The organism is Sporosarcina sp. CAU 1771 (assembly GCF_054482775.1).
On sequence record NZ_JBTLRN010000019.1, the window covers coordinates 42,106 to 66,127 of the forward strand.

23 protein-coding genes are annotated in these 24,022 nt (G+C 37.6%); 7 read left to right on the forward strand and 16 right to left on the reverse strand.

Annotated elements, in window-relative coordinates:
• Positions 1–41: 41 nt before the first annotated feature.
• The 5 genes from ACXYMX_RS12360 to sppA are packed head-to-tail and all read right to left on the reverse strand — an operon-like array spanning position 42 to position 4,405.
• Positions 42–1,232 (reverse strand): acetate kinase, encoded by a 1,191-nt coding sequence (locus ACXYMX_RS12360; protein ID WP_459044543.1) that lies wholly within the window; start codon positions 1,230–1,232, stop codon positions 42–44.
• 60 nt (positions 1,233–1,292) lie between these two features.
• The gene (locus ACXYMX_RS12365) at positions 1,293–2,204 is read right to left on the reverse strand and encodes a class I SAM-dependent methyltransferase (RefSeq protein WP_459044544.1); all 912 of its coding nucleotides are present in this window, start codon (positions 2,202–2,204) and stop codon (positions 1,293–1,295) included.
• 52 nt (positions 2,205–2,256) lie between these two features.
• On the reverse strand, positions 2,257–2,763 hold the full coding sequence (tpx, locus tag ACXYMX_RS12370; protein WP_459044545.1) for a thiol peroxidase: 507 nt from the start codon (positions 2,761–2,763) through the stop codon (positions 2,257–2,259).
• A 31-nt stretch (positions 2,764–2,794) separates the two neighbouring features.
• Entirely contained in the window at positions 2,795–3,379 is a 585-nt protein-coding gene (locus ACXYMX_RS12375) for an RDD family protein (RefSeq protein ID WP_459044546.1), read from the reverse strand.
• Positions 3,380–3,391: 12 nt separating this feature from the next.
• On the reverse strand, positions 3,392–4,405 hold the full coding sequence (gene sppA, locus ACXYMX_RS12380; RefSeq protein ID WP_459044547.1) for a signal peptide peptidase SppA: 1,014 nt from the start codon (positions 4,403–4,405) through the stop codon (positions 3,392–3,394).
• A 118-nt stretch (positions 4,406–4,523) separates the two neighbouring features.
• On the opposite strand from sppA, the gene ACXYMX_RS12385 reads away from it, so the two are divergent.
• Positions 4,524–5,312: an NAD kinase gene (locus ACXYMX_RS12385; RefSeq protein ID WP_459044564.1), complete on the forward strand. Its 789-nt coding sequence runs from the start codon at positions 4,524–4,526 to the stop codon at positions 5,310–5,312.
• 16 nt (positions 5,313–5,328) lie between these two features.
• Here ACXYMX_RS12385 and rarD read toward each other — a convergent pair whose 3' ends face one another.
• From rarD to ezrA, 7 genes are all read right to left on the reverse strand, one after another.
• On the reverse strand, positions 5,329–6,216 hold the full coding sequence (rarD, locus tag ACXYMX_RS12390) for an EamA family transporter RarD (RefSeq protein WP_459044548.1): 888 nt from the start codon (positions 6,214–6,216) through the stop codon (positions 5,329–5,331).
• 158 nt (positions 6,217–6,374) lie between these two features.
• The gene (gene mbcS, locus ACXYMX_RS12395) at positions 6,375–7,946 is read right to left on the reverse strand and encodes an acyl-CoA synthetase MbcS (RefSeq protein ID WP_459044549.1); all 1,572 of its coding nucleotides are present in this window, start codon (positions 7,944–7,946) and stop codon (positions 6,375–6,377) included.
• A 139-nt stretch (positions 7,947–8,085) separates the two neighbouring features.
• Positions 8,086–8,286, reverse strand: a complete 201-nt coding sequence (locus ACXYMX_RS12400; RefSeq protein ID WP_459044550.1) for a small, acid-soluble spore protein, alpha/beta type — start codon at positions 8,284–8,286, stop codon at positions 8,086–8,088.
• A gap of 132 nt (positions 8,287–8,418) precedes the next feature.
• Positions 8,419–8,616, reverse strand: a complete 198-nt coding sequence (locus ACXYMX_RS12405; protein WP_459044551.1) for a small, acid-soluble spore protein, alpha/beta type — start codon at positions 8,614–8,616, stop codon at positions 8,419–8,421.
• Positions 8,617–9,043: 427 nt separating this feature from the next.
• Complete coding sequence (gene thiI / locus ACXYMX_RS12410) at positions 9,044–10,246, reverse strand: tRNA uracil 4-sulfurtransferase ThiI (RefSeq protein WP_459044552.1); 1,203 nt, start codon at positions 10,244–10,246, stop codon at positions 9,044–9,046.
• Positions 10,233–11,378, reverse strand: coding sequence for a cysteine desulfurase family protein (locus ACXYMX_RS12415; protein ID WP_459044553.1), 1,146 nt, complete (start codon positions 11,376–11,378; stop codon positions 10,233–10,235). The genes thiI and ACXYMX_RS12415 overlap by 14 nt, the downstream gene beginning before the upstream one ends.
• A gap of 90 nt (positions 11,379–11,468) precedes the next feature.
• Complete coding sequence (ezrA, locus tag ACXYMX_RS12420) at positions 11,469–13,160, reverse strand: septation ring formation regulator EzrA (RefSeq protein ID WP_459044565.1); 1,692 nt, start codon at positions 13,158–13,160, stop codon at positions 11,469–11,471.
• A gap of 207 nt (positions 13,161–13,367) precedes the next feature.
• Here ezrA and ACXYMX_RS12425 point away from each other — a divergent pair, with 207 nt between their 5' ends.
• On the forward strand, positions 13,368–13,847 hold the full coding sequence (locus ACXYMX_RS12425; protein WP_459044554.1) for a GAF domain-containing protein: 480 nt from the start codon (positions 13,368–13,370) through the stop codon (positions 13,845–13,847).
• Between the two features lie 51 nt (positions 13,848–13,898).
• On the opposite strand, the gene megL is transcribed toward ACXYMX_RS12425, so the two are convergent.
• Both megL and ACXYMX_RS12435 read right to left on the reverse strand, forming a co-directional pair.
• Entirely contained in the window at positions 13,899–15,107 is a 1,209-nt protein-coding gene (megL, locus tag ACXYMX_RS12430; RefSeq protein ID WP_459044555.1) for a methionine gamma-lyase, read from the reverse strand.
• A 98-nt stretch (positions 15,108–15,205) separates the two neighbouring features.
• Positions 15,206–17,068, reverse strand: a complete 1,863-nt coding sequence (locus tag ACXYMX_RS12435) for a sensor domain-containing diguanylate cyclase (protein ID WP_459044556.1) — start codon at positions 17,066–17,068, stop codon at positions 15,206–15,208.
• A 183-nt stretch (positions 17,069–17,251) separates the two neighbouring features.
• On the opposite strand from ACXYMX_RS12435, the gene ACXYMX_RS12440 reads away from it, so the two are divergent.
• Positions 17,252–18,295 (forward strand): IS30 family transposase, encoded by a 1,044-nt coding sequence (locus tag ACXYMX_RS12440; RefSeq protein ID WP_459044566.1) that lies wholly within the window; start codon positions 17,252–17,254, stop codon positions 18,293–18,295.
• 77 nt (positions 18,296–18,372) lie between these two features.
• Positions 18,373–18,813, forward strand: a complete 441-nt coding sequence (locus ACXYMX_RS12445; RefSeq protein WP_459044567.1) for an SMI1/KNR4 family protein — start codon at positions 18,373–18,375, stop codon at positions 18,811–18,813.
• 543 nt (positions 18,814–19,356) lie between these two features.
• Here ACXYMX_RS12445 and mnmH read toward each other — a convergent pair.
• Both mnmH and selD read right to left on the reverse strand, forming a co-directional pair.
• Positions 19,357–20,430 carry a tRNA 2-selenouridine(34) synthase MnmH gene (mnmH, locus tag ACXYMX_RS12450; protein ID WP_459044557.1) on the reverse strand — a complete coding sequence of 358 codons (1,074 nt, stop codon included), beginning with the start codon at positions 20,428–20,430 and terminating at the stop codon, positions 19,357–19,359.
• Positions 20,431–20,488: 58 nt separating this feature from the next.
• The gene (gene selD / locus ACXYMX_RS12455) at positions 20,489–21,529 is read right to left on the reverse strand and encodes a selenide, water dikinase SelD (protein WP_459044568.1); all 1,041 of its coding nucleotides are present in this window, start codon (positions 21,527–21,529) and stop codon (positions 20,489–20,491) included.
• 188 nt (positions 21,530–21,717) lie between these two features.
• Between selD and ACXYMX_RS12460 the strand changes: the two genes are divergently transcribed.
• The 3 genes from ACXYMX_RS12460 to ACXYMX_RS12470 all read left to right on the forward strand — a co-directional run bounded on the left by ACXYMX_RS12460 (position 21,718) and on the right by ACXYMX_RS12470 (position 23,803).
• Entirely contained in the window at positions 21,718–22,656 is a 939-nt protein-coding gene (locus ACXYMX_RS12460) for an MBL fold metallo-hydrolase (RefSeq protein ID WP_459044558.1), read from the forward strand.
• A gap of 176 nt (positions 22,657–22,832) precedes the next feature.
• Positions 22,833–23,027, forward strand: coding sequence for a hypothetical protein (locus ACXYMX_RS12465; RefSeq protein WP_459044559.1), 195 nt, complete (start codon positions 22,833–22,835; stop codon positions 23,025–23,027).
• A 332-nt stretch (positions 23,028–23,359) separates the two neighbouring features.
• Complete coding sequence (locus ACXYMX_RS12470; RefSeq protein ID WP_459044560.1) at positions 23,360–23,803, forward strand: HEAT repeat domain-containing protein; 444 nt, start codon at positions 23,360–23,362, stop codon at positions 23,801–23,803.
• Positions 23,804–24,022 lie beyond the last annotated feature (219 nt).

Genomic DNA, 24,022 nt, shown 5'->3' on the forward strand with positions numbered 1-24,022 from the left:
TTCCCTAACTCCATTATCTGGAGTGTAAAGGGAAACCTTTTTTATAATCTCGCTACACGAACGGTATCTCGCGCAATCATAATTTCTTCATCTGTTGGAATGACAAGTACTTTTACAGGAGAATATGGAAAACTAAGATACACTTCTGCGCCTCTGGTATCATTCAAATCCGGATCAAAGTAAACTCCCATGAATTCAAGCCCTGCTAATACTTTTTCTCGAACAACACTTGAGTTTTCACCAATGCCAGCAGTGAAAATGATCGCATCAACACCACCCATTCTCGCAGCATAAGAACCGATATACTTATGAATGCGATCAGCAAATACATCCAAAGCAAGTTGAGCTCTTTCATTACCAGCCAAAGCTTCAATTTCGATATCCCGAAGATCGCTAGAGAAACCAGAAACAGCTAACATTCCAGACTCTTTGTTCAATACATCTAGTACACTTTCAACAGATTTACCTGTTTGTTCCATAATATATGGAATAAGTGCGGGATCGATATTTCCCGACCGTGTTCCCATAGTCACTCCAGCAAGTGGTGTGAAACCCATCGAAGTATCCAGAGATTTACCACCTTCTACAGCAGCAATACTTGCTCCATTTCCGAGATGACATGAAATGAGTCGCGTTTTTTCAAGTGGACGATTTAGTAATTCCGCCGCCCTTTCAGTAACATATTTATGGCTCGTCCCATGAAAACCATATTTACGAATTCCATACTTTTGGTAATACTCATATGGTAACGGATAAAGAAATGAACTTTCTGGCATGGTTTGATGGAATGCGGTGTCAAAAATAGCAACAGCAGGGGCTGATGGTAACGCCTTTTTAAACTCTAATATCCCTGTTAAGTTAGCTGGATTATGAAGTGGTGCAAGTTCAGATAGATTTTCAATTTCAGCAACAACTTCATCATTAATCAAAACTGAATCGCTAAAAACTTCTCCACCATGTACTACTCGGTGGCCTACCCCATCAATTTCATCGAACGATTTAACAACCCCTTCACTAAGAAGCATCCCTAGAAGGATTGTTGCAGCTTCCCCATGATTATTAATATCCTTAATTATTTTCACATTTTCACTCTCAGTTTTCATCGAAAAAATAGAATCAGATAGACCTATTCGTTCAATTTGACCCTTTGCAGTCACTACCTCTTCTGGCATCGTTAACAATTGAAATTTCAATGAAGAACTACCAGCATTAATCGCTAAAATTTTCGGCATTAAACACACCCCTATTCAAAATGAAGTAACAATTTATAGATATCAATATAAAATGCCCTGTTATTCTTCAACCCACATGTCGACTTTTTTGAAAAATAACGCCATCGCCTGTTTATTTTTCATATCTGGAACTTTTGCAAGAAGAACTTCCGGAGTCACTTTTATTTCTGGTGATGGTTTTTGAAGAATTAAAATGCTTTTTGAATGTGCAGTATTTTTAAATAATGTTTCTGGTAATTGAATGACCGCACGTATAATTGTGTGATTTTTAAGGAAAGGATGTAGGTTTGCAGATTGGTCCGAATCAAACAAGTTTGCTGGAATGATAAATAGGGCGTAGCCGCCAGGTTTTGTATGATTTATTGACTGCTCTATAAATAAATGATGTGCATAAGCGTGTCCTTTTATAGGCATCAAATGATAATTTGATGCATTATCATCATCTGGGTAATACCCCACCGGTAAATCACTAATTGTGACGTCTACTGGATCAATCAGCAATGGCTTTAATGCATCTTGCACATAAAACGTGACTGGATGCTCAAGTAACTCAGCAGTCACAGCAGAAAGCCGGACAAGTAATTCGTCAATTTCGACGGCCGATGCGCTTACTTCTTTTCCAATTGAATTCATAACAGTATAAAGTAAATTACCCGTTCCAGCCGCAGGATCAAGGAGTGTAATCCCCTCGGCACCTTTTGTTAGTTTTTCAGCAATATGACCAATCAACATGCCAATTGAATCTGGGGTCATCTGATGATGGGGTTGTGCATTTTGTTGCATACCTTTCAGTATTGACAGTTGAATTCCACGGCGAATTTCCTCTTTAGAAGCATCGCCTTCAATGTCTGGTTTTTGCTCGCCCGAAAGCCAAAGTTCGCAGGCTTCAACTACACCTTCTAAATAGAGTGCTTCCGAAGACGTAGCATATGTATCAATAAATGAAAATATCTTTTCTGTCGTTGTTTTCAATAGTATCCCTCAATTACTAAAAACCCACTCGTTTCCGAATGGGTTTTATTTATTAGTTAGTTAATTCTTTTACCGCTGCAATTGCTTTTTCGTAATCTGGATGATCCGTCACTTCGGAAACATATTCTACATACGTTACTTTATCTTCTTTATCTACAACGAAGACTGAGCGTGTTAGTAGACGTAATTCTTCAATAACTGTGCCGTATGCTTCGCCGAATGATAAATCTTTATGGTCAGAAAGCGTTTGAACTGCTTCAATACCTTCGGCGCCACACCACTTCGCCAGTGCGAAAGGTAAATCGCATGAAATAGTTAGTATTTGAACATCTTCACCAAGCGATGTCGCTTCTTTATTGAAGTTACGAGTTTGCTGAGAGCAAACGCCTGTATCAATTGAAGGTATCACACTAATCAGACGGACCTTTCCGCTTGAATCTTCTATGGTTACAGGACTTAAATCATTCGCTAGTACTGTAAAGCCTGGTGCCGAATCACCTACTGAAATTTTCGTGCCTAACAGTGTTACAGGATTGTTCTGAAATGTAACTTTTGCCATTAAAAAACGCCTCCCTTTCTACTTAATCATACTAAACTACTCTACCTTCTGGCAACTGTTCGGTTTTATTGGGGTATATACCTTCTAGCCCTTTTTCATAAACATATTCATGCACAACATACGTATCTGCAAAAAGATCGTGAAGCGCTTCTTTTCTCGGCATAAATACAGGTAGCAAGTAAGGTATTAGCAACATTTTCGATATGAATCTTCCGAAAACCTCTCGAAACACTACAGCACCCCATGTAAGTTTTTCACCATTATTTGATACGACCTTTACACCAAAAATCATTTTCCCTATTGTTTGCTGAAAAAACTTCGTCATAAGTGCAAAGTATAGCAGCAACATAATGAGGGCTGTTATTTTGTACGTATTAAAAAACAGGAAAATCGGGCTTGAAACCGACAAGTCAGCGACTCTAAATAATGGCTTTATTAATATGCCACTAATTGCATAAATGATAAGTAAATCAATTGAATACGCCCAAAAGCGAATCCAAAACCCCGCAACTTTCGGGCTAAATCTTTCATTCTCCATTATTTGCTTGCCATTTGTACGATCTAAATAACTGGGTTTTCCATCTTCACTCGCTTGATACTCAATAGTTTCGGACAAAATGACCCCTCCTTATTTATCACCGTATAAATACATCATTCTTGGTGTACTATGATCTGACAGTAACTTTGCAATTACTTCTGATTCAATGTTTCCACCACTCAAAAAGGACTTGGCTTTCAATCCAAACAACGAACTAAAGCTTTCATTCAATGAATACTCAAAAACCGTTGCGTCTTCCAGGTCAAAATCTGTTTTCATAGCTGCAATCACATCAGACGATTTTCCATATTCATCTGCAAGTCCAGCTTCTATTGCCTGTCTCCCATTCATAATACGGCCATCCGCAACTTTTTTAACTTCTGCTATGGACATTCCACGACCTTCAGCAATAATTTCAACAAAACGATCATAAGAATCTCCTATCATTTCTTCAAGCATTAGACGCTCTTCACCCGTCATTTCACGAGATCCACTCATAATATCTTTGTATGGACCAGTCTTTATGGTATTGAAAGATATTCCGTACTTTTCAGCTAGCTTCGAATAGTCCAAGCTTTCCATGATAACTCCTATAGACCCTGTAATCGTTTCGCGATTTACAAAGATTTTGTCTGCAGGTGCAGCTACGTAATACCCACCTGAAGCTGCCATACCTCCCATTGAAATATATAAAGGAATCTGCTTTTCTTCCTGTATGGCAATTAATCCATCATAAATATCTGCAGATTCAACTACTCCTCCACCTGGTGAATTCACTCGAAGAACGACACCCTTTACGCTGTCATCCATGCGAATTTCATTTAATTGATTCATGAAAAACTGATGATTATATCCCGTCCCCATAAATGAAGATAGTCCACCGGTATCCTGAATAACACCATCTAAATTTAGGACAGCAATCTTGTCACGTCCTACCCCGCTTTCGATTACCGATTCACTATACTCTGAAGACGAAGACATAGCAAATTCATCAAATAGTTGAGAAAAATCCCTTGTAAAAAAATAAGATAACGAATTGACACCTACTGAAATAAAAATAAGTGCCCCTGTAATTATGATGGCAATCCATCGTTTTGCTGTCATTCAATATTCCTCCTTTATATACCTCACTTAACTTATACGTATTACTTACCCAAATGTTTCATTACGTGATAAAATATAAATAACTCAATTATAAGGGGTGCGTGCATTGACAGAAAGAATGAATATATACATATATCATAAACACGATGCTGATTCGCTTGATAAAAAAACGAATGTTGAAGAAGCATTGATTCACGAAGGTTTTACAATGACCAAAAACAGTAAGGACGCAAATATCATTTTAAGCATTGGTGGAGATGGCGAGTTTTTACAAGCAGTTAGAAAAACCGGATTTAGACAGAACTGCCTCTACGCTGGTATCTCTGTTGCAGGAAAACAAGGATTATATTGTGATTTTCACTATAACAACATCCACGAAATGACAATAGCCATAAGAGAATCTGAACTCGAAGTTCGACGCTATCCACTAATCGAAGTAAAAATCGATGATCAACGCCCATTTTACTGTTTAAATGAATTCAGTATACGTTCTAATATTATTCGCACATTTGTACTGGACGTCATTATTGATGACAAATTATTTGAAACATTCCTTGGCGATGGACTTATCATTTCGACTCCCTCAGGAAGTACTGCTTATAATAAATCTGTTAGAGGTGCAATCGTTGATCCATTACTTGCGTGTTTCCAAGTAACCGAGCTTGCCTCCGTCAATAACAACAAGTATAGAACGCTTGGCTCCTCATTTATTATGAGTGGTGAAAGGAAATTACGTCTTCACGTTCATCAAGACGGGAATGATTTTCCTCTAACAGCAGCCGATAATGAAGCGTTGGGGATACGTAATGTTGAAAATGTAGAAATAACTTTAAGTGATAAAACAATCAAGACCGTTAAACTGAAAAACAACTCTTTTTGGGAGAAAGTACAACGAATTTTCTTATAGAATTAAATCGCCTAGTTTAAGGCGATTTTTTTAATTCTTTTTTAATTCTTATTGCTTCCATAACTTTTGAAACTGTGAAAAGAATTAACGCAGACCAAATGAATGCAAATGACAATAAGTCCAGTTTCCCAAAGCTTTCATTGTATATGACAACTCCCAAAAATAACATCATCGTTGGTGCAATATATTGAATAAAACCAGCCAGGTAAAGAGGAATTCGCTGAACTGCTTTTGCAAAAAGAACCAGTGGTATTGCAGTTGCGGCACCAGTAAAGATTAACAAGATGTCTGTTTTTAAATCCACGTGCATGAAGGCGGCACTCTTATTACGAAAGAGCCATATGTAATAACCTAACGCCAACGGAACAATGAACATAGTTTCAATTGTTAGACCACGTAGCGCGTCTAACTTAATTCTTTTTTTAATTAATCCATACACTCCAAATGTAAAGGCCAATGTAAACGACAGCCAAGGAAACGCACCATAGGATATCGTCAAAATCGTGACACCAATAAATGCCAATAAAAATGCAACAACCTGCCCCTTCGAAAGTCTTTCCTTTAAGAAAATAATTCCTAATACAACTGAAACAAGTGGATTTATGTAATAACCGAGACTTGTCTGCACAAGAAAATTATGATTCACGGCCCATATATACAAAAACCAATTAGTTGAAACAAGCACAGCAGCTAAAGACAAACCCCAGAATTCTTTTTGATTACTCCAAAGTACTAGTAAATCATTTTTTAATAGGCGGCCATTCTTCATTAGAAGGACAAGTAATAATGTCATAATAAATGCCCATATAATTCGAGAAACTAATATCTCAATGCTAGCAACATGCTCAAGACTTTTCCAATAAACCGGAATTATTCCCCATAATATATACGCAGCAACCGCCAAAAGTATCCCGCTTTTTTCAGTACCTATGACGACACCTCTTTTATAGTTTTATTGAACTTTTAATTAAATATTCCAAACTGTTGATATCTCTGCAAATAGAAGGAACCGTTTTACTTGCCCAATCACCTTGGCACTCAAAAACGGTTCGTTTTCTCCTATTATTTTTGTTCCTTTTTTCGAAGTTCAACGCGCATTATTTTACCCGAAGCAGTTTTCGGTAATTCTTCCAAAAACTCAATTTCACGAGGGTATTTATAAGGTGCAGTTAATTGTTTAACATGATCTTGAAGTTCCTTTACAAGACCAGGACTTTTCTGCTCTTCTGAGTTTTTTAACACAACAAAAGCTTTTACGATATTCCCTCGAACTTTATCAGGACTTCCGACAACTGCACACTCTCGAACCGCTGGATGCTTGACTAAAGCATCTTCTACTTCAAAAGGTCCAATCGTATAACCTGAACTTACAATGATGTCATCGCCACGGCCTTCAAACCAATAGTATCCATCTTCATCAATCCTCGCGCGATCTCCAGTTATATAATACTCTCCACGAAACTGCATAGCAGTTCTTTCAGGATCACCTAAGTACTCTTTAAATAAAGCGGGAGTTGATACATGCACTGCAATGTCACCCGTTTCTCCTGATGCCACTGGGTTTCCTAAGTCGTCGATAATTTCTACCCTGTTACCCGGTGTTGGTTTTCCCATCGATCCAGGTCGCGCTTCCATTCCTAGCATAGTTCCAACAAGTAATGTATTTTCTGTTTGTCCGTACCCATCTCTGACTTGGATTGAGAAATGCTTTTCGAAAATATCAATCACTTCTCTGTTTAATGGTTCTCCTGCGGATACTGCGCTACGTATCGAAGACAAATCAAATTCAGCTAACCGCTCATCAGCAGCCATAAATCTGTATTCGGTAGGTGTACAACAAAGGACATTCACATTGTATTTTCTAATCAATGTTAAATAGCTTTCGACATCGAACTTACCATCATAAACTATACCTGTTGCTCCACTCCCTAAAACCGACAAGAATGGTGTCCAAATCCACTTTTGCCAACCTGGTGCCGCTGTAGCCCAAACTACATCCCCTTCTTCTATTCCGAGCCAACTCGCTCCAGTTGTTCGTAAATGGGCATATCCCCATCCATGAGTATGTACAACACCTTTAGGTGCGCCTGTTGTTCCGGATGTGTATGAAAGAAATGCCATATCAGAACTTTTCGTTTCTGGGGCTAAAAATTCTATAGATGCTTCTTCCATTGAATTCGTTAATGATACTTGTCCTTCCATTGCTTCGCCAACAATGAATAATTGGACATTCTCAATATTTTTCACTTCGTCAAATTGATCTGAAAACTCGCTAAATGCCACAATTGCTTTGGCATCGCTATGCGTCAAGCGATATTCAATATCCGAAGCTCGAAGCATCTCAGAACTTGGAATCACTACAAGTCCCGCTTTCAGTGCGCCAATATAGGTAACATAGGATTCAATTAGTCGTGGCACCATGACTAAAATGACGTCCCCTTTGTTCAAACCATTCTCCTTAAAAACGTTTGCGGCCTTATTTGATAAATTCATCAACTCGGCATATGTAATTTCTTTTCTCTCTCCTTGGGAATTTACATAAATAAGAGCCTTCATTTCTGAATCTGTCACATACTTTTCAAACTCACTCACAATATTGTAATACTCTGGTGCAATAAGTTGTTCACGATTCACTAAAATTCCCCCTTTTATGTACTCATCTATTATACAACTCAAGGTTGATAATTCAAAAGTATTTCACTTTTCGGATTAAATCCATTAAAAAAGGCTACTCCAGTATATTACTGGAGCAGCCTTCACTTTAGATACATTGTTATTTGTTCTGATTTCCACTCATTTGTTGCTGAGCTTGACGAACTAATCGCTTTGTAATTTCGCCGCCGACAGATCCGTTCGCACGAGATGTTGCATCTGGTCCCATTTGAACCCCAAATTCTGAAGCAATTTCGTTCTTCATTTGGTCAAGTGCTTGTCTTACACCTGGAACTACAAGCTGGTTTGAATTGTTTGGCATAAATAACACCTCCTCGTGCATTTAGAATGCGCAGGAATGAAAATATCATGCGTTTTATATCTTGGTAAATTCATCAATAAAGTTTACTCCGGTATACTACCGGAGTAATTATCACTTTACTTACAATTTTATTTATTTTTGATATCCGCTCATTTGTTGCTGGGCTTGACGAACTAATCGCTTTGTAATTTCTCCGCCGACGGATCCGTTGGCACGCGACGTTGCGTCTGGTCCCATTTGAACGCCAAATTCTGAAGCAATTTCGTTCTTCATTTGATCAAGCGCCTGTCTTACTCCTGGAACTACAAGCTGGTTTGAATTGTTTGGCATAACTAACACCTCCTTGTGCATATAGAATGCGCAGGAATGAAAAAATCATGCGAGTGTTTTAGTGGTAATTTTTTCATCTAGTGTGGAAGTGTGGTCCAAAGTTATCTAAACCAGTACAGAAGCCACAACATTCTTTATTCTTAGCTTCAAAATTAGTATTCCTTCTTTTATTTTAGCTTTGTTAAATGGCAATGTTGATAAAGCTTATTAGAGAATAGTCCTGTTGATTTCCGTTTCAGACCCTAAGTGCGGAAAGATAGAGTTCGATCTTTCCCTGACACGTTCCGGAGGGCAGGCGGTGGACCAACCCGTTGTTGTTTCACCTGACCCGCTGTCCTCCCGGAGTCGCCGTCTTCCACTTCAATCAACTGGGAGTGTACAAATTCTTTATCAACTATCAACAGAGTTATTTAACATAGCCTTTATTTTAAAGTAAATCTTCAAACTCATCTTTTTTCTGAATTGGTAAATCATAAGTAACGCGACCATTCACCGCTTCACTAATAAGTGATTCAAAATCAGTAAAACTTTCATAATAAGTAATTTTCTCAAGTTTCGGTTTCGTTTTTGGATTAGCAGGTGAAAAAATCGTACAGCAATCCTCATAAGGTCGTATTGAAATATCATATGTACCTATTTTTTTTGCAAGTTCAATGATTTCAAGTTTGTCTGAGGTAATGAGGGGTCGTAAAATAGGTGTATTTGTAACTGCGTTGATTGCCGTTAGACTTTCTAACGTTTGGCTAGCTACTTGCCCAAGACTTTCACCCGTAACGATACCTAGTCCACCTATCTCCATTCTAACTTTTTCCGCTATTTGAAGCATCATTCTACGTGTAGTAGTCATTACAACATTATCAGGTACTTTTTCAACGATCATTTGCTGAATTTCGGTAAATGGAATAATATGCAATCGAATCGAAGCACCGAACGAAGAGAGACGCTCACAGAGATCAATAACTTTCTGCTTCGCTAATTCACTTGTAAACGGAGGACTTTCAAAATGGATAGCTTCAATTGAAACTCCTCGTTTCATCATTAGATAACCCGCAACAGGACTGTCAATACCACCTGAAAGCATAAGAAGTGTCTTTCCATTTGAACCAACAGGCATTCCTGCGGCTCCTTTATAAACACTTGCCGTGAGATAGGCGCCATCCGAACGAATTTCAACAAGTAATGTGATATCTGGCTTTTTCATTTGGACTATAAGTTCTGGAAAGTTTCGCAACACATGAGAACCAATCTTTAGTTGCAATTCACTTGTCACAAATGGAAATGTTTTATCCAGTCGCTTAATTTCAACTTTAAATGTTTTTCCGTTTGTTTCCTGTGCCCCTACAACTTCAAGCGATTTTTTGAATATCGCATCTAACTCTGGATCACATTTCGCTACAGGGCTAAACGATTGAATTCCAAATATATTAGGAATTCTAGCTATCGCTTCCTCCATATCATCTTTGCCATCTGCATGTAGAAACATACGGTCACGTTCAGGTTTTATTTGAACTGTCGGAAGATCACTTAGTGCCTCTTCAATGTTTTTCTTTAGTTTTCTCACGAAAAAGTTTCGATTTCTACCTTTTAAAGACAATTCACCATATCGAATTAACAGTTCATTCCATTCCATTTGTTTTTCCCCTCCTAAGTAACTCCATAAATTGTAGGAGTGTTTTTTCAAACTTTATCATATCGTCTTCTTCATTGATTTCACCAAAACTAATTCGAATTACACCATGCCTATAATTTTCCGGAAGTTGTATCGCCTTTATAACATGTCCAACATCATTAATTTTTGATGAACATGCACTCGATGTCGAAACAATAATGTTGTTTTCTTGAAAAAAGTTGACAGCAACTTCTCCTTTGATTCCGTTAAAAGCAATCGCTAAAATATGCGGTGCTCCTGAAATTTCAGCAAGCACTAGTATATCTTCAAATGTTTTTAAAAAATCAATTAGACGATTTCTCCAGAGACTAAATTGCTTAACCTTATTTCCTAAAACGCTAAGACGCATTGCCTTTGCTATCGAGACTGCATTCGGAACAGATACCGTACCGCTACGGATTCCACCCTCTTGTTCGCCACCGTAGTTTATAGATTCTGGTAAAAGATCTTTTCTTAAAGCTAAAATACCCGTTCCCTTTAGCCCGTTTATTTTGTGACCCGAAATTGTTAGTGCATCCGGACCACCAGACGCGAGTCCAATCGGCAACTTCCCAAAGCTCTGAACAGCGTCTGTATGAAAAACTGCGCGAGAATAAGATCTGATAATTCCAGCACATTCATCAATTAATTGAACAGATCCTATTTCATTATTCACATGCATTATGCTAACTAGTATAGTACTTTCACGAAGTTTTGCTTTCAATTCATCCAGAGAGATTAAACCATCTTTATCCACCGATAAATAATCGACTTCAAATCCTTCTGTTTCTAAACGCTTAAACGAATACAAAACGGATGGATGCTCAATCGCTGTTGTAATTACATGCTTGCCTTTCGATTGGAGCTTACGAGCAAGACCTATAACCGCCAAGTTATTTGCTTCAGTACCACCGGAAGTAAAAATAACTTCCCCTTCGATTTCACCGAGAATGCTTAGGATTTGCTCTCTAGATCGTTCTAAAAGCAATTCAGCTTCTTTTCCAGCACGATGAAGTGAGGCGGGATTTGCAAAAAATCGTTGATTTGCTTTTACAAATGAAGTTAGTACTTCTTCATTCGGAGTTGTTGTCGCGCTATTGTCCAAATAAATCATTCTATTCATTTCCTCTCATTGCTGTAAGCGTGACAAAGCCACCTGCACTAATATCTGCCGGTGGCTACGTCACTCATACATTTACAAACTTTATGCAGTCTCTCCTACAAGTTCTTCAATTCGCTTCATGGCACCAGGTTCTACTGCTTCAACTGCTGTTGCAGCCTCTTCTAATGCTTTTGCATACCTAAACTGTCTAAACGACTCTTCCGCTTCCTGAAGACGGGCATGCATTTCAGGATTGGAAGTCCGATATCTATTTCCGTATTGAATAATCCATTCGATCAGCATGACATTCTCAAGGAGCTCATTCACTTTTTCAGTTACATCGTCCACTGATTTTTCCGCATTTTTTACATACGCAGTAACAAGGCTCATATTAAGAGGTACTTCTTGCAAGCTTTGAGTTACTATATAAATTTGCTCCTCAGCTTCTTCGAGTCGGGCATCCATTTCATCAGGAATTCCAGGAATATTACCTTTGTGAAGCTTTCGATCTGTGTTTTGTAATTTCCGTGATAATTCCTCTAGTTTTGCGCGAACACTGTTTTCATCGTCTCTCAAATTTTCCAAACGTCGAGCAAAACTTTCATGTTCCATAGATATCATTTCTAATTCATTACTAATTTCTTGCAATTCCTCTTGTAGACTTGAATAAGCAGAAGCTTGGTCTTCAACCCTTATCGAAAGTAACTCAAAACGTTTATCTATAAGGTCGAGTTTTTTTAGTGCATCTTGTGGCACTTTCGCTTCCTTCTCTTCAATACGATAACTCTGTTGAACTGCTGCAGTTTCATCCGAAATTTCCCTAGTAACCGTTCTAAGTTTGACTAATTTGTCTGCCATATGTTCGTGATTATCATCAACATACCGCTTCGCATTCACTTCATTTTCAAGCATGTCATAAAATGAATCGACGCGGTCATTTATTTCGACTGTACGTTGTTGTACAGAGTCAATTTGGAGTTCAGCCATTTTTGACAACATCTCTTTTAATTCTTCTTCAATTTGATCGAGATGCTTAACTAATTCCAAATGCTTTAAATAATATGACTGGTCTTCCATTTCCAATATGCCGCTCCGAAGTTCCCGAATTGATGTCGGTATTTTATTTTGCAACTCTGTAAGTAGTGAAGGAATTGCATCTATTAAAGAAAATACATGTTCACCTTTTTCAGCAAGTAATAATACCAACTCGCGAGCTTGCAAGTAATTACCATTCGCAGTTAGTTCTTCATACTCAGCAAATTTCGGATTAAATGTTTCTAATTCTTTTTCTAACGGATTAGCAGTCATTCCGAATGAATGTTGATGAGCAAGAATTGTCTTTCGCGCAGCTCTATGTTGCTCTTGCAACTTTTCCATCTCAATCCGATTTTTCTCTTCGCTACCGACTAATTCATGTAGCTCGGCAAGTATCGTATTCATTTTGTTGTCACAAAACTTAATTTCGTCTTCAATGTTTTTTTCGATTTCAATAACCTTTCGAAAACGCAAACGATCGACCGCATCTTCAGCATCAAATAACAACGAGTCAACTTTTGGCATATGAACGTCCATCACTTTTGTCCATTCATTTCTCCAGCGCTCAAATTTCTCTTCAGTTTCACCTGTCATATTAAGTTGTTTTATTTTCGTCATTTCTTCCAGAATAGGTTTATGTTGAATTTGTAATTTTAACTGCTCTAACTTTTCAATTTCAGAGATATGTTTACGTCTATATAAAAAGGCAATGATAGTAACGATTATAAGTGCAATAATTGCTATGATTATGTAAGTCATTACGTTCTCCATTATGGTCCCCCTGTCTCGAAATCCCTGTAACATTATACTACCCTATATAATAGCACGTTTAAAGAAATTTAGTTGCGAAAAGGAAAGAATTTTACGGTTTCATGGCGATTTATAAAGAATTAGCCTAAGTTGATTGATTCAGAGACTGCAGAACTGTATACTTCAAATAATAAATTTAGATAAGGGGTGCCGCATTTGTTTATTCAAACGGATTATGCTGAAGAAATTAGTGTGAAATATTCACAACTTGCAAAACAGTTAGATGCTCTTTTATCTGGCGAGAAAAATAAGGTTGCCAATTTAAGTAATACGTCGGCCTTGCTCAACCAATTTTTCGATCAAATTAATTGGGTGGGGTTTTACTTATTGGAAGATGATGAACTCGTTCTTGGCCCATTTCAAGGACTCCCTGCTTGCATCCGTATTCCATTAGGTAAAGGAGTTTGCGGAACAGTCGCTCAAACGTGGGAAACCATCATCGTACCGGATGTAAATGCATTTCCAGGACATATCGCTTGTGACGCTGCCTCTCAATCAGAAATTGTATTGCCAATTATTAAAGAAGGTAAGCTAATAGGAGTTCTAGATATCGATAGTCCGATATTGGACCGCTTTTCTAAAGACGACCAAATCGGTCTAGAAAAAGTAGTTGACATCTTGATTTCGCATCTCTAAGTACAAAAACGCCCCGACCCCATCAACTAAATGGATGTCGAGGCGTTTTCTTTAATTTTTCACTAACGACTTTTCAATAATTTTAAATGCTACGTCTAAATCGGCAATTAAATCTTCCGCATATTCCAAGCCTACCGAGAGGCGTAATAAGGAATCTGTAATCCCCATAGTCAGACGCTCTTGTTCTGGCACACCAGAATGCGTCATCGTTGCCGGGTGTTGAATTAGTGTCTCTGCATCCCCAAGACTAACTGCAATTTTTATTAAACCAAGATTGTTTAAAAATCTTTGCGCAATTTCTTTTCCACCCTTGATTGTAAATGAAATCAGCCCTCCGCCCGCTTTCATTTGACGCTTCGCAATTTCAATTTGTGGGTTATCTACATCAAAGGGATAGTATATTTCCTCGACAAGTTTTTGGCTTTTTAGATAACTTATTATCTTTTCTGCGTTGGATGTATGGCGTTCCATCCGAACAGATAACGTCTTTAGACCACGAATGAGAAGCCATGCATCAAACGGTGACATGATACCTCCATAATCCTTTTGGATTGTCATTCGAATTGTCTCAATTTCTTCTTTATCATTCCCTACAAGTAATCCAGCAATCACATCACCATGTCCGTTAATATACTTCGTGGCGCTATGGAGAACAAAGTCAGCGCCTATATCAAGTGGATTTTGTAAATACGGAGAAGAAAATGTATTATCAACCACAACCCGAAGACCATGACGTTTCGCTACATTAACTACTGCAAATAAGTCAACAAGTTCCATAGTAGGATTTATTGGGGTTTCAACATAGATACATACCGTTTCAGGCTTAATCGCACGCTCAATTTCCTCTTCAGTCCTCATTGGAACGAGATCATGTGTAATGTTGTACTTGTTTTTCATGATACCCAAAAGACCAAACGTACATCCATAAATGCCTTTCGAACAAAGGATATGATCTCCTGTTTTAGTTAAATGAACAAGTATTGAACTTACTGCCGCCATTCCTGAACCAAATGCAAGCGCTCCTGCTCCGTTTTCAAGGGCGGTCATTCGCTCCTCAAGAACCCGGACAGTTGGATTGCCTAGCCTAGAATAAATATTACCTTCCTCTACACCAGCAAATCTATTTTCTCCCTGTTCAGCTGTTTCAAATGAATAAGTTGCGGTTTGATATAAAGGAACAGCCAGACTTCCAAAATGCTCTTTATCGTTATATCCTTCATGAATAACTTCAGTATCTTTGTGTAGGCGTTCTTTGCTCATTAACTTTGCACCCTTTCTAGTCTGTTAGAAAATTCTCATCTTTCAAATACTAGTTTACCCTTAGTTTATGAAAAGAAAAAGGGAAAGCTCAACATTAATCATGCAATAAACAATCCCTTGCATTTTACAATTTGATTTTTCCCCATATCTTTTGCTATATAAAGTGCTTTGTCTACAAAATGGAAAAGCTCTTGGAATCGAATTGGATCATCTGAAGTCCAACTTTTAAGACCGCCAGAAACAGTAACAGAAGGGTCCGTGACAAGCGGTAGATTTTCAGCAAGTTGACGGGCGAACAACTCTCCCTCTTTCTCACTGTAATTCGGTAAATAGATTGCAAGTTCTTCTCCACCCCACCTTGCTGCTATTCCTTTATCCGCTAACTCAGTGATTATATAAGTTGATGTTTGTCTTAATACTTCGTCACCCGCTTCATGACCATAAGTGTCATTAACTGTTTTGAAATCGTCTAAATCAAGTAGGATTAACACTCCACGCTCATCTTCATCGAGTGATTTCCCAATCGCTTTTTCAATAAATCTACGGGCATAGAGTTTCGTTAAATGATCTTTATTAGCAAGCTCCCTCAGTTGATCACGAAGCATTGAGTTGGCAAGTGCTAACGACGAGTGACCTATTAAGGATTGCATTAATTTATAGCTTTCAAATGAAAAAAAGTATGAGTTTTCATGTAAACAAATTACAAAACCAACAATCTGATCTTGATTCATTATCGGTATTGCAATAATAGATTCATATTCAACAGGCTTGCTTATTGTTGAACTAAACTTCGCTTCAAACAAACCCTCTTTTCTTTCCTTAAAAGAAGACGATGCAAATTGAATATATTTTTGTCCAGAATCTAACTGAAAGAATTCCGTGTTCATTGGTGATGAGTCCCAATTACCATCTTCGTCGTAAAAAACAAAGGCAATTTCAGACGGTCTGAATGCTTTTAGTAATTGAACCTTTAAATAAGCGACCATTTCACCAAAATCCATATTACTATTTAATTTTCTTGATGTTTCATTGACAAGTTGTAAATCACTTATTAACCGGAAAGACTGATCGTAAAGATTCGCATTTTCCAAAGCGCTTCCCGCTGTGTTAGCAAGCATACGAATAAAGTTCCTTTGCGTCTTCGAAAAAACAAATTCTAAAGGTGCTTTAATTTGTAATACGCCATACATTCCCTGCCTGCCTTTAATCGGCGTATTTATTAACTTAACAGTTGAATCTGGCAAGTCTTCTACGGTCAGTTCGCCTGATATGAACGAATCAATTGTAGACGCTCTTTCGTTTAAATAATCAAATAACTTGTAGCTGTCCGTCAACTCTTTTTGATCATGAGATAGAAGCAGCTCCACTGTAAATAACGGGAATGACTCTTTAATAGCTTCTATAATACCATCTAAAATAACTTGGCTATCCATTGTTGAGTTAAATAATTCGGTAACATTGAAAAGTTGTCTATACTTTCTCTCCTTTGCAACCAAATAACTTGTTTTTCTAATGTTTTGAAGCAAATAAGATACTATTTTTTCTAATTCTAAACGATTAGATTGACTAGCAAATGAACGCCATTCTTCAGTTGGTTCAATAAGTAATATTCCTAGCGGTTCTAAATTACTATTTGAAAATATAAGCAAATCATCTGCGTATTTATATCCGCTATCTTTAAACAGATTTAAATAATCCCTTTTAGATTCAGTCTCATACTCGTTAATTAACCTAAATGGAATCTCTATATATTCTCTCTCTTTACCGTGGTAGCCGTTTAGTGGTGACAGTCCGCTTTCAACATGTATTAAAAAATCCATTTTCCTAATTCCAAATCGGATTCGTAATTTTTCCGATAATATGTTAAACCACTCTTGGTAAGACAATGAGGCATATTGGCCGGAAATCAGATCTAAAAGTTCGCTTTTCATTTTAAATAATGTTAAATAATGATTCGTCACACGATCCCTCCTGATTCAATACCATTTTAATTCATCTGAATCAATTTAACTCTTCTATATAAGGTTTAAATTTCTTGTGCTAGTTGTACAATCAAGTTAGCCAGTTAAATTCAAACAAAAAAATGCCATTATAAAATTTCGTGTATCATTGAAGTTGCGAGACTCACAATGAGAGGAAGTTTTATAATGGCACACACCGAGAATACCATACAAAACCGTAAAGATAAACACCTATCCCCTTTTGAACGTGGTCAAATTGCAGCGCTCCACAAGGCCGGCCACTCCAATCGGGACATCGGAAGACGTCTAGGCCGTGCTCACCAAACGATTGCCAATGAACTCGAGCGTGGAACAACGACCCAGCTTAAAACAGGTCGTACACCCTACACCGCCTATTTCGCTGAAACGGGACAGGCTGTGTATGAACGAAACAGAATGAATTGCGGGGCTAAAAGAAAGCTTCTTGTCGCAGCCGAATTCATTGATTTTGCTTGTGACAAAATCATTGAAGAAGGTTGGTCACCTGATGCTGTAGTTGGCTTTACCTCCACTCAAACTGACTGGAAAGACAAACCAACGGTTTCTACGAAAACCCTTTATAACTATATCGATTTGGACTTATTAAGCGTTCGAAACATTGACTTGCCAATGAAAACAAGGCTAAATACAAAGACCAAACGCGTCCGGAAAAACCGACGTGTTTTAGGGACAAGTATCGCTGAACGCCCTCTTGAAATTGAAGAAAGAGTTGAATTCGGTCACTGGGAAATTGATACTGTTGAGGGAAAAAAATCGGATGATAACGCATTACTGACCCTCGTTGAACGTAAAACGAGAAACTATTACGCCATCCTACTTGACGATCAAGATCATGATTCAGTTGACTACGCTATGAACCAATTACAACAAGATTTTGGTGAACTGTTCCCACAAGTATTTAAGACAATTACATCTGATAATGGCAGTGAGTTTTCCAATCTCGAAGTGAGTTTAAAAGATGTCACAGATGTCTATTTCGCACGCCCTTACGCTCCGTATGAAAGAGGTTCAAATGAGCGGCACAACGGTCTTCTCAGAAGATATATCCCTAAGGGAAAGGCGATTTCTGATTACTCAACAGAAGCCATCCAACGGATTTATCAGAAGTTAAATAATTTGCCGAGAAGGATTCTAGACTATCAACAACCAGCAGTTCTTTTTGAACAAGAGTTAGCAAAATTAGCTTAACATTTCAGAAATAAGTTCAAGGTCAAAACAGCTTTCTAAGGGTGGGCGAAAACAGTCCCCATTCATAAATACACTGGATTTTATCTAGGTGGCTAACTTATTGTTGCAATTTACCAGAATATTCATTTAAACAACCCGTTCCTAAGACTGAGATAACTCAAATTACAAGGGAACTAAACGTCGATTTACCAAAAAAATTAGTGGAGTTATACAATGAAACAAATGGAGTATTCGATACTTTTAACTGTCCTTTGATATGGTCAACTTCACAGGTAATAGAGGATAATTTGTTTTTTAGAAATTTCATTGATTATAAGGATATTTATATGCCATTCGATCACTTGTTATTTTTTTCTGATAACGGCTGTGGCGATCTATTTGGTTACCGAATATTAAATGGTTATATTCACACAGAAGATATTTATGTATGGAACCATGAAGATGATAGTAGGACTTGGGTTGCTTCATCTTTAGAAGTATTTATTAAAGGTTGGATTACTAGTGAAATAACTACTTAAGACAAAAGTGTTTTCCTAGCGAATGAGAAAGGTCATTAATTCAAAACTTGGGTGCATTTGTTGCAAAAGCTTTGTATTTGTAGACACTAGTTGATTGGAGTGCAAGACGGCGACTCTGGGAGGATCAGCGGGACAGGTGAAACAACCAACGGTAGCGAAGCGAACGGGTTGGTCCACCGCACGCCCTCCAGAACGCGTCCGTCTGGAACGGAAATCAATGTGTTAGATAATCTCCGATCGGGCGCGAGTGTTGAATATTTAATAATACAAAAGGACCTTAATGGTCCTTTTTTTATTGGGGTGGCGAAATGTATCATTGTGTTTTGAGACGCAAATTGACAGTGGTATTAACACATACATTAGCAGACCTACAATAGAAATTGTAATCCTGCTGATAGGCTTGTCAATAGGGTGTCTAATATAGGTGTGTTTCACTTACAAACCTTGTTACATAGGTAAAAGAAAAGAGTCCAATTCGTATGCGAATTGGACTCTAATAGTGTGATTAATTTATGTTTTGTACCACTCAACTGAACGGGTTACTCAAATGAGTTGCTGACTTTTCTTTTTGATTAACTTAGTGGTTTCAATGATTGAAAGAAGTTCGTTGCTAGCCTCAGCTACATTTTTTGCATAGATATGAATGGAGTCATCTTCAGAATTCTGACCTGTTGAATGTTCGTAACGTGAATCGTAATAGTTTTCTAGTAGAAGTCGTGTCACTGTGTCAAAATCATTTTTTGAGAAAGCTTGCTCGATTTGGTTTGAAATTGATGCATGCATTCTTTTTTTAATATGTTCAAATGCAGTTTTAAAATGTTCAGGGTACTTCCATGGTTCATAATCATCGAGTATATTTTTCACTCGTTCTTCTACAGGTAAATGAATAATAATTTGCTGGCCATTTTCTTTTTTTGAAAACAAAAAGTTGGGTAAGCTTACTTTTCCAATGCGCCTACTTTCACCTTCGATGAATATGAATGATTCATTCTTCAAGCGCAACAATTCTGTAAGAAGCAACGAATCGAATTTTTTTTGATTGCTTGGTTGTAAACCTATTTGTCCAAAAGCTGAACCTCTATGACCCGCCATTTTTTCAAGATCGAGTATTGGATATTCATGAGAGGCGAGCGTTTTTAAGATTTCCGTTTTTCCAGAACCAGTATAGCCATTTAACACAATCAGCCTCGGAGAAAAATCTTCTTTATCTAATTCTGACACAACCCACTGCCTATAGGAGCGTATACCACCGTGTAATCGATTTGCATGTATCCCCATCAAATCAAGAACAGTTGCCGCAGTTTTACTCCGCATGCCTCCACGCCAGCAGAACAAGGTCATAGGTGTATCAATATCCTTGAAATCATTAATGAAGTTTGGTAATTTACTTGAAAATATTTCTAAACCTCTAACTTTTGCTTCCTCTTGTCCTACTTGCTTATAGATCGTTCCAATTTCTGCACGTTCTTCATCATTGAAAACAGGTATATTTATGCTCCCAGGAATAGTAGCTTCTTGAAATTCTTTAGGGGATCTAACATCAATCATTGTGTGTGGTGCTTTTTTTTGTTGGTTAAATAGTTCATTTAGTGTTATGTCTCTGAACAAATTAATCACCTTTATTTCAGATTTAGAATACTTTTAGTTTAGCAGAAAATATAATTTTCAAATGAGGCTAGACGACTACAATATGACCTTTATGCTCATCAACTACTTCTCCGATAAGCTTGGCATCGACATCATTACTTTGAAGTTGGTCCAAAAATGCGTTTGATTCTAAAGGATTCACAGCGAGAAGAAGGCCGCCGGAAGTGACTGCGTCGCATAAAATCCACCGATCAACTTGGTCCAGTTCTTCAGGGTAAGTAACATCGTTTTTCACGTGTAAATAATTACTTTTAGTACCACCTGGAACCTTACCTGCTTCAGCAAACTCTTTTGCCCGAGGTAAGATAGGTACCTGGTTAGCATATATCCGGATACCAACGTTACTTGCTTTTGCCATTTCAGAAGAATGTCCTAACAATCCGAACCCAGTTACGTCAGTAGCAGAATGAATGTCATAGTCACTCATGATTTCTGCTGCGTTTTTATTAAGTGTCGTCATTATCTTTGTGACATATGCAGTTTCCTCATCCGATAGTAATCCATTTTTTAATGAAGTTGTATATATACCAACGCCAATTGGTTTTGTGAGAATTAGTTGGTCGCCAGGTTGTGCACCGGAATTGGTACGTATTTTGTCGGGGTGAACAAGACCTGTAACAGCGAGTCCAAATTTGGGTTCTTTATCATCAATCGAGTGGCCGCCAACAAGCGTAACGCCTGCTTCCTGTAATTTATCACTCGAACCACGTAGAATTTCTGAAAGTATATCTTTATCCAATGTTGCGATTGGAAAAGCGACGATGTTTAGTGCGGTGATAGGTTTGCCACCCATTGCATAAACGTCACTGATTGCATTCGTAGCAGCAATTTGCCCGAAATCGTAAGGATTGTCAACGATAGGTGTAAAGAAATCTAACGTCTGAACAATTGCAAGCTCATCTGTTAATTTAAAAACTCCAGCATCATCGCTTGTATCAAGACCAACTAATAAATTAGGGTTTGGAGGAATAGAGGGAAGTTTGCTTAATACTGCAGCTAAATCAGCGGGTCCAATTTTACAACCACATCCGCCTTTAGCAGTTAGAGAAGTTAATTTAATAGGAGATATATTCTCCATATTGTGTCCACCTTTCAGTAAATGTTTTATCTGTATATCTTAACACATAATTACAAATCAAAATAAGCTTCAAAACTTACGCAGAATTTTCACGTTTCGAAAAATCTCTCTTTTGCAGTTTCAGAATATTTACTTTACAATGAATAGAGAGAAATATATATAATAAGGGGGCATTCACTATGGAAGAGAAAAAGCCGATTCGATTGAACGACAGAATACACTTGATAGATGGATTTGACTTGGGAGTTGCTGAGAGGACAGGAACGTATGTAATTGCCGAAGATGAATTGACACTGGTAGATACTGGACCAAGTTCTTCGGTAAAGTACATAAAAAAAGGTTTAGCATCACTAGGGTATACACTCGACCAAGTTAAATATATTATTGTCACACATATACACCTTGATCATGCAGGAGGCGCGGGTTTTCTTTTACAAGATTGTCCAAATGCAAAAGTTGTTGTTCATGGAAAAGGGACAAGGCATCTTGCATCTCCCGAGCGATTGATTGCTGGGGCAAAAGCTGTTTATGGGGATCAATTTGAAGCGTTGTTTGAACCGATTATTCCAGTTCCAGAGGATCGGCTACTTGTAAAAGGTGAAGGGGATACGTTAACAATCGGTCCCAACTGTACATTGGAATTTTTAGATACACCCGGACATGCTAATCACCATTTCAGTATTTATGATCCCGTCAGTAACGGTATATTTGTAGGAGATACTGTGGGCGTATTTTATGAATCCTTAGTAAAAGATGACGTGAAGTTATTTTTGCCTTCGACTTCCCCAAATCAATTCAATCCAGAGGCGATGCAGAATGCAATAGAACGAATCGATTCAATGAATCTAGATACACTGTACTTTGGTCATTTTGGAATGACGAACAACCCGAAAGAAACATTTCGTCAAGTGTCTGAATGGTTAAAGATTTTTACAGATGAGGGTAAAGCGGTTATGTCTGAACAGAAAGGACACGAGGTGCTTGCTGAACGATTAATAGAACGTATAAGAACGTTCCTAAGAAGTAAGGACATAAGAGATGATCATGAAGCCTATTATTTAATCAAATTAGATATGGAAGTGAGTTCCATGGGAATTATTGATTATCTTTCAAAATAAATAACGAATTGTCGCTGGGGTCGGAAAGATGAATGAGCGCACTGCACATTGAGAATGCTTATGATTATAAGGAATATTATTTTTGCATGTTAGAAATTCCACATTCTACTATTTTCAGTTATACTTATAAAGAATAACGTTGCACTAGCACTTGATTTAATAAAAGGAGAATGTATATGTCAGAAACAAATGAGCAAGATGTACCAAAAGTAAAAATGAGTTTAAAAGAAGCGATTCAAAAGCAGTTAGAGGCAAAGAAAAACCTGACAACTGAAAATAATACTAAAGGAAATTCGGCACAATCTGCGAAAAAAATGCAAAGCCAACAAGCTAAAAAGGTTAGTTCTTCACGCAGAAAAATGGGCTCATAATAGTAGTTAACCGCAAACCCAATTCAATAGGGTTTGCGGTTTTTATGTGACAAGGATATCGTTCATTCTAGAAAAAATTCAATAAAAACTTCCCGAAAGATAAGAATCACTTTGTTTCTTCATTAAAAGATTCGTGTTGATACATCGGTATTTCGTCAGAATCTAAGGTACTTTCTTTTATGTTTAACGGAGATGGAACAAAGAATATCCTTAAACACAGGAATTCTAGAACAAAAAAGTATGTATTGGTCTAGAAACTGGTACAATATATTATATTGAATGGGTTAACCGCCCACGCTATTTACATTTAAACAAAAGGGAGATTGGGTTACTTGACAAATGAACAACAGAAAAATGAATTGCCAGAAAACTACGCGGAGTTAAAGAAGGATTCAAACAGAGCTTCTAACTGGAGAGCACGACTGAATGCAGTTGAAGAACTAGGGCAAAGCAACCATGAGCGTATCATTGATATACTATCACATAGAATGGTTAACGATCCTGTATACAAAGTACAAGAAGCTGCATACAATCAACTAAAAAAACTTGGTGAAGATGTTGAATTGCCAGAACGAACAAAGACTGATCTTATTAAAGACGCTACTAAAGTGTTCTTTAGAATTAAAAAAAGTCTACCGGCAGATCACACGTTTGAAGAGTTCAAAGAAAAGTTAGAGAAAATGCGTGCAGATTTGTATGATACGTATGAAGGTGATAAAGGCAAGGACTTTGAACCATGGCTTGAAAACGTATGGAAAACTGCAAAGAGAAAATAAAAAATCTATATTGGAAAAACGATAGCAGATTCAATGAGGCCACTGAAAAACTTACGTTTTTTAATTTATAATGATTTCGAAAATCAAAAAGGAGTCAATTCGTTCGATTTTGAACGAATTGACTCCTTTTCCTTTGATTGTTCTTACTCTTTGTCCTTCATTAACGTGATAATTCGCTTGAGATTGACGGCAAATATAGTCATAGCCCCTTGCATTTGC

Bases quoted from the DNA above. Each gene is read 5' to 3' on its own strand.
- ACXYMX_RS12385 (WP_459044564.1), top strand. From the start codon at position 4,524: ATGAATATATACATATATCATAAACACGATGCTGATTCGCTTGATAAA.
- ezrA (WP_459044565.1), bottom strand. From the start codon at position 13,160: ATGACTTACATAATCATAGCAATTATTGCACTTATAATCGTTACTATC.
- sppA (WP_459044547.1), bottom strand. From the start codon at position 4,405: ATGACAGCAAAACGATGGATTGCCATCATAATTACAGGGGCACTTATT.
- ACXYMX_RS12405 (WP_459044551.1), bottom strand. From the start codon at position 8,616: ATGCCAAACAATTCAAACCAGCTTGTAGTTCCAGGAGTAAGACAGGCG.
- ACXYMX_RS12460 (WP_459044558.1), top strand. From the start codon at position 21,718: ATGGAAGAGAAAAAGCCGATTCGATTGAACGACAGAATACACTTGATA.
- ACXYMX_RS12415 (WP_459044553.1), bottom strand. From the start codon at position 11,378: ATGATTTATTTGGACAATAGCGCGACAACAACTCCGAATGAAGAAGTA.
- ACXYMX_RS12360 (WP_459044543.1), bottom strand. From the start codon at position 1,232: ATGCCGAAAATTTTAGCGATTAATGCTGGTAGTTCTTCATTGAAATTT.
- ACXYMX_RS12400 (WP_459044550.1), bottom strand. From the start codon at position 8,286: ATGCCAAACAATTCAAACCAGCTTGTAGTTCCAGGTGTAAGACAAGCA.
- thiI (WP_459044552.1), bottom strand. From the start codon at position 10,246: ATGGAATGGAATGAACTGTTAATTCGATATGGTGAATTGTCTTTAAAA.
- megL (WP_459044555.1), bottom strand. From the start codon at position 15,107: ATGAGCAAAGAACGCCTACACAAAGATACTGAAGTTATTCATGAAGGA.
- tpx (WP_459044545.1), bottom strand. From the start codon at position 2,763: ATGGCAAAAGTTACATTTCAGAACAATCCTGTAACACTGTTAGGCACG.
- ACXYMX_RS12465 (WP_459044559.1), top strand. From the start codon at position 22,833: ATGTCAGAAACAAATGAGCAAGATGTACCAAAAGTAAAAATGAGTTTA.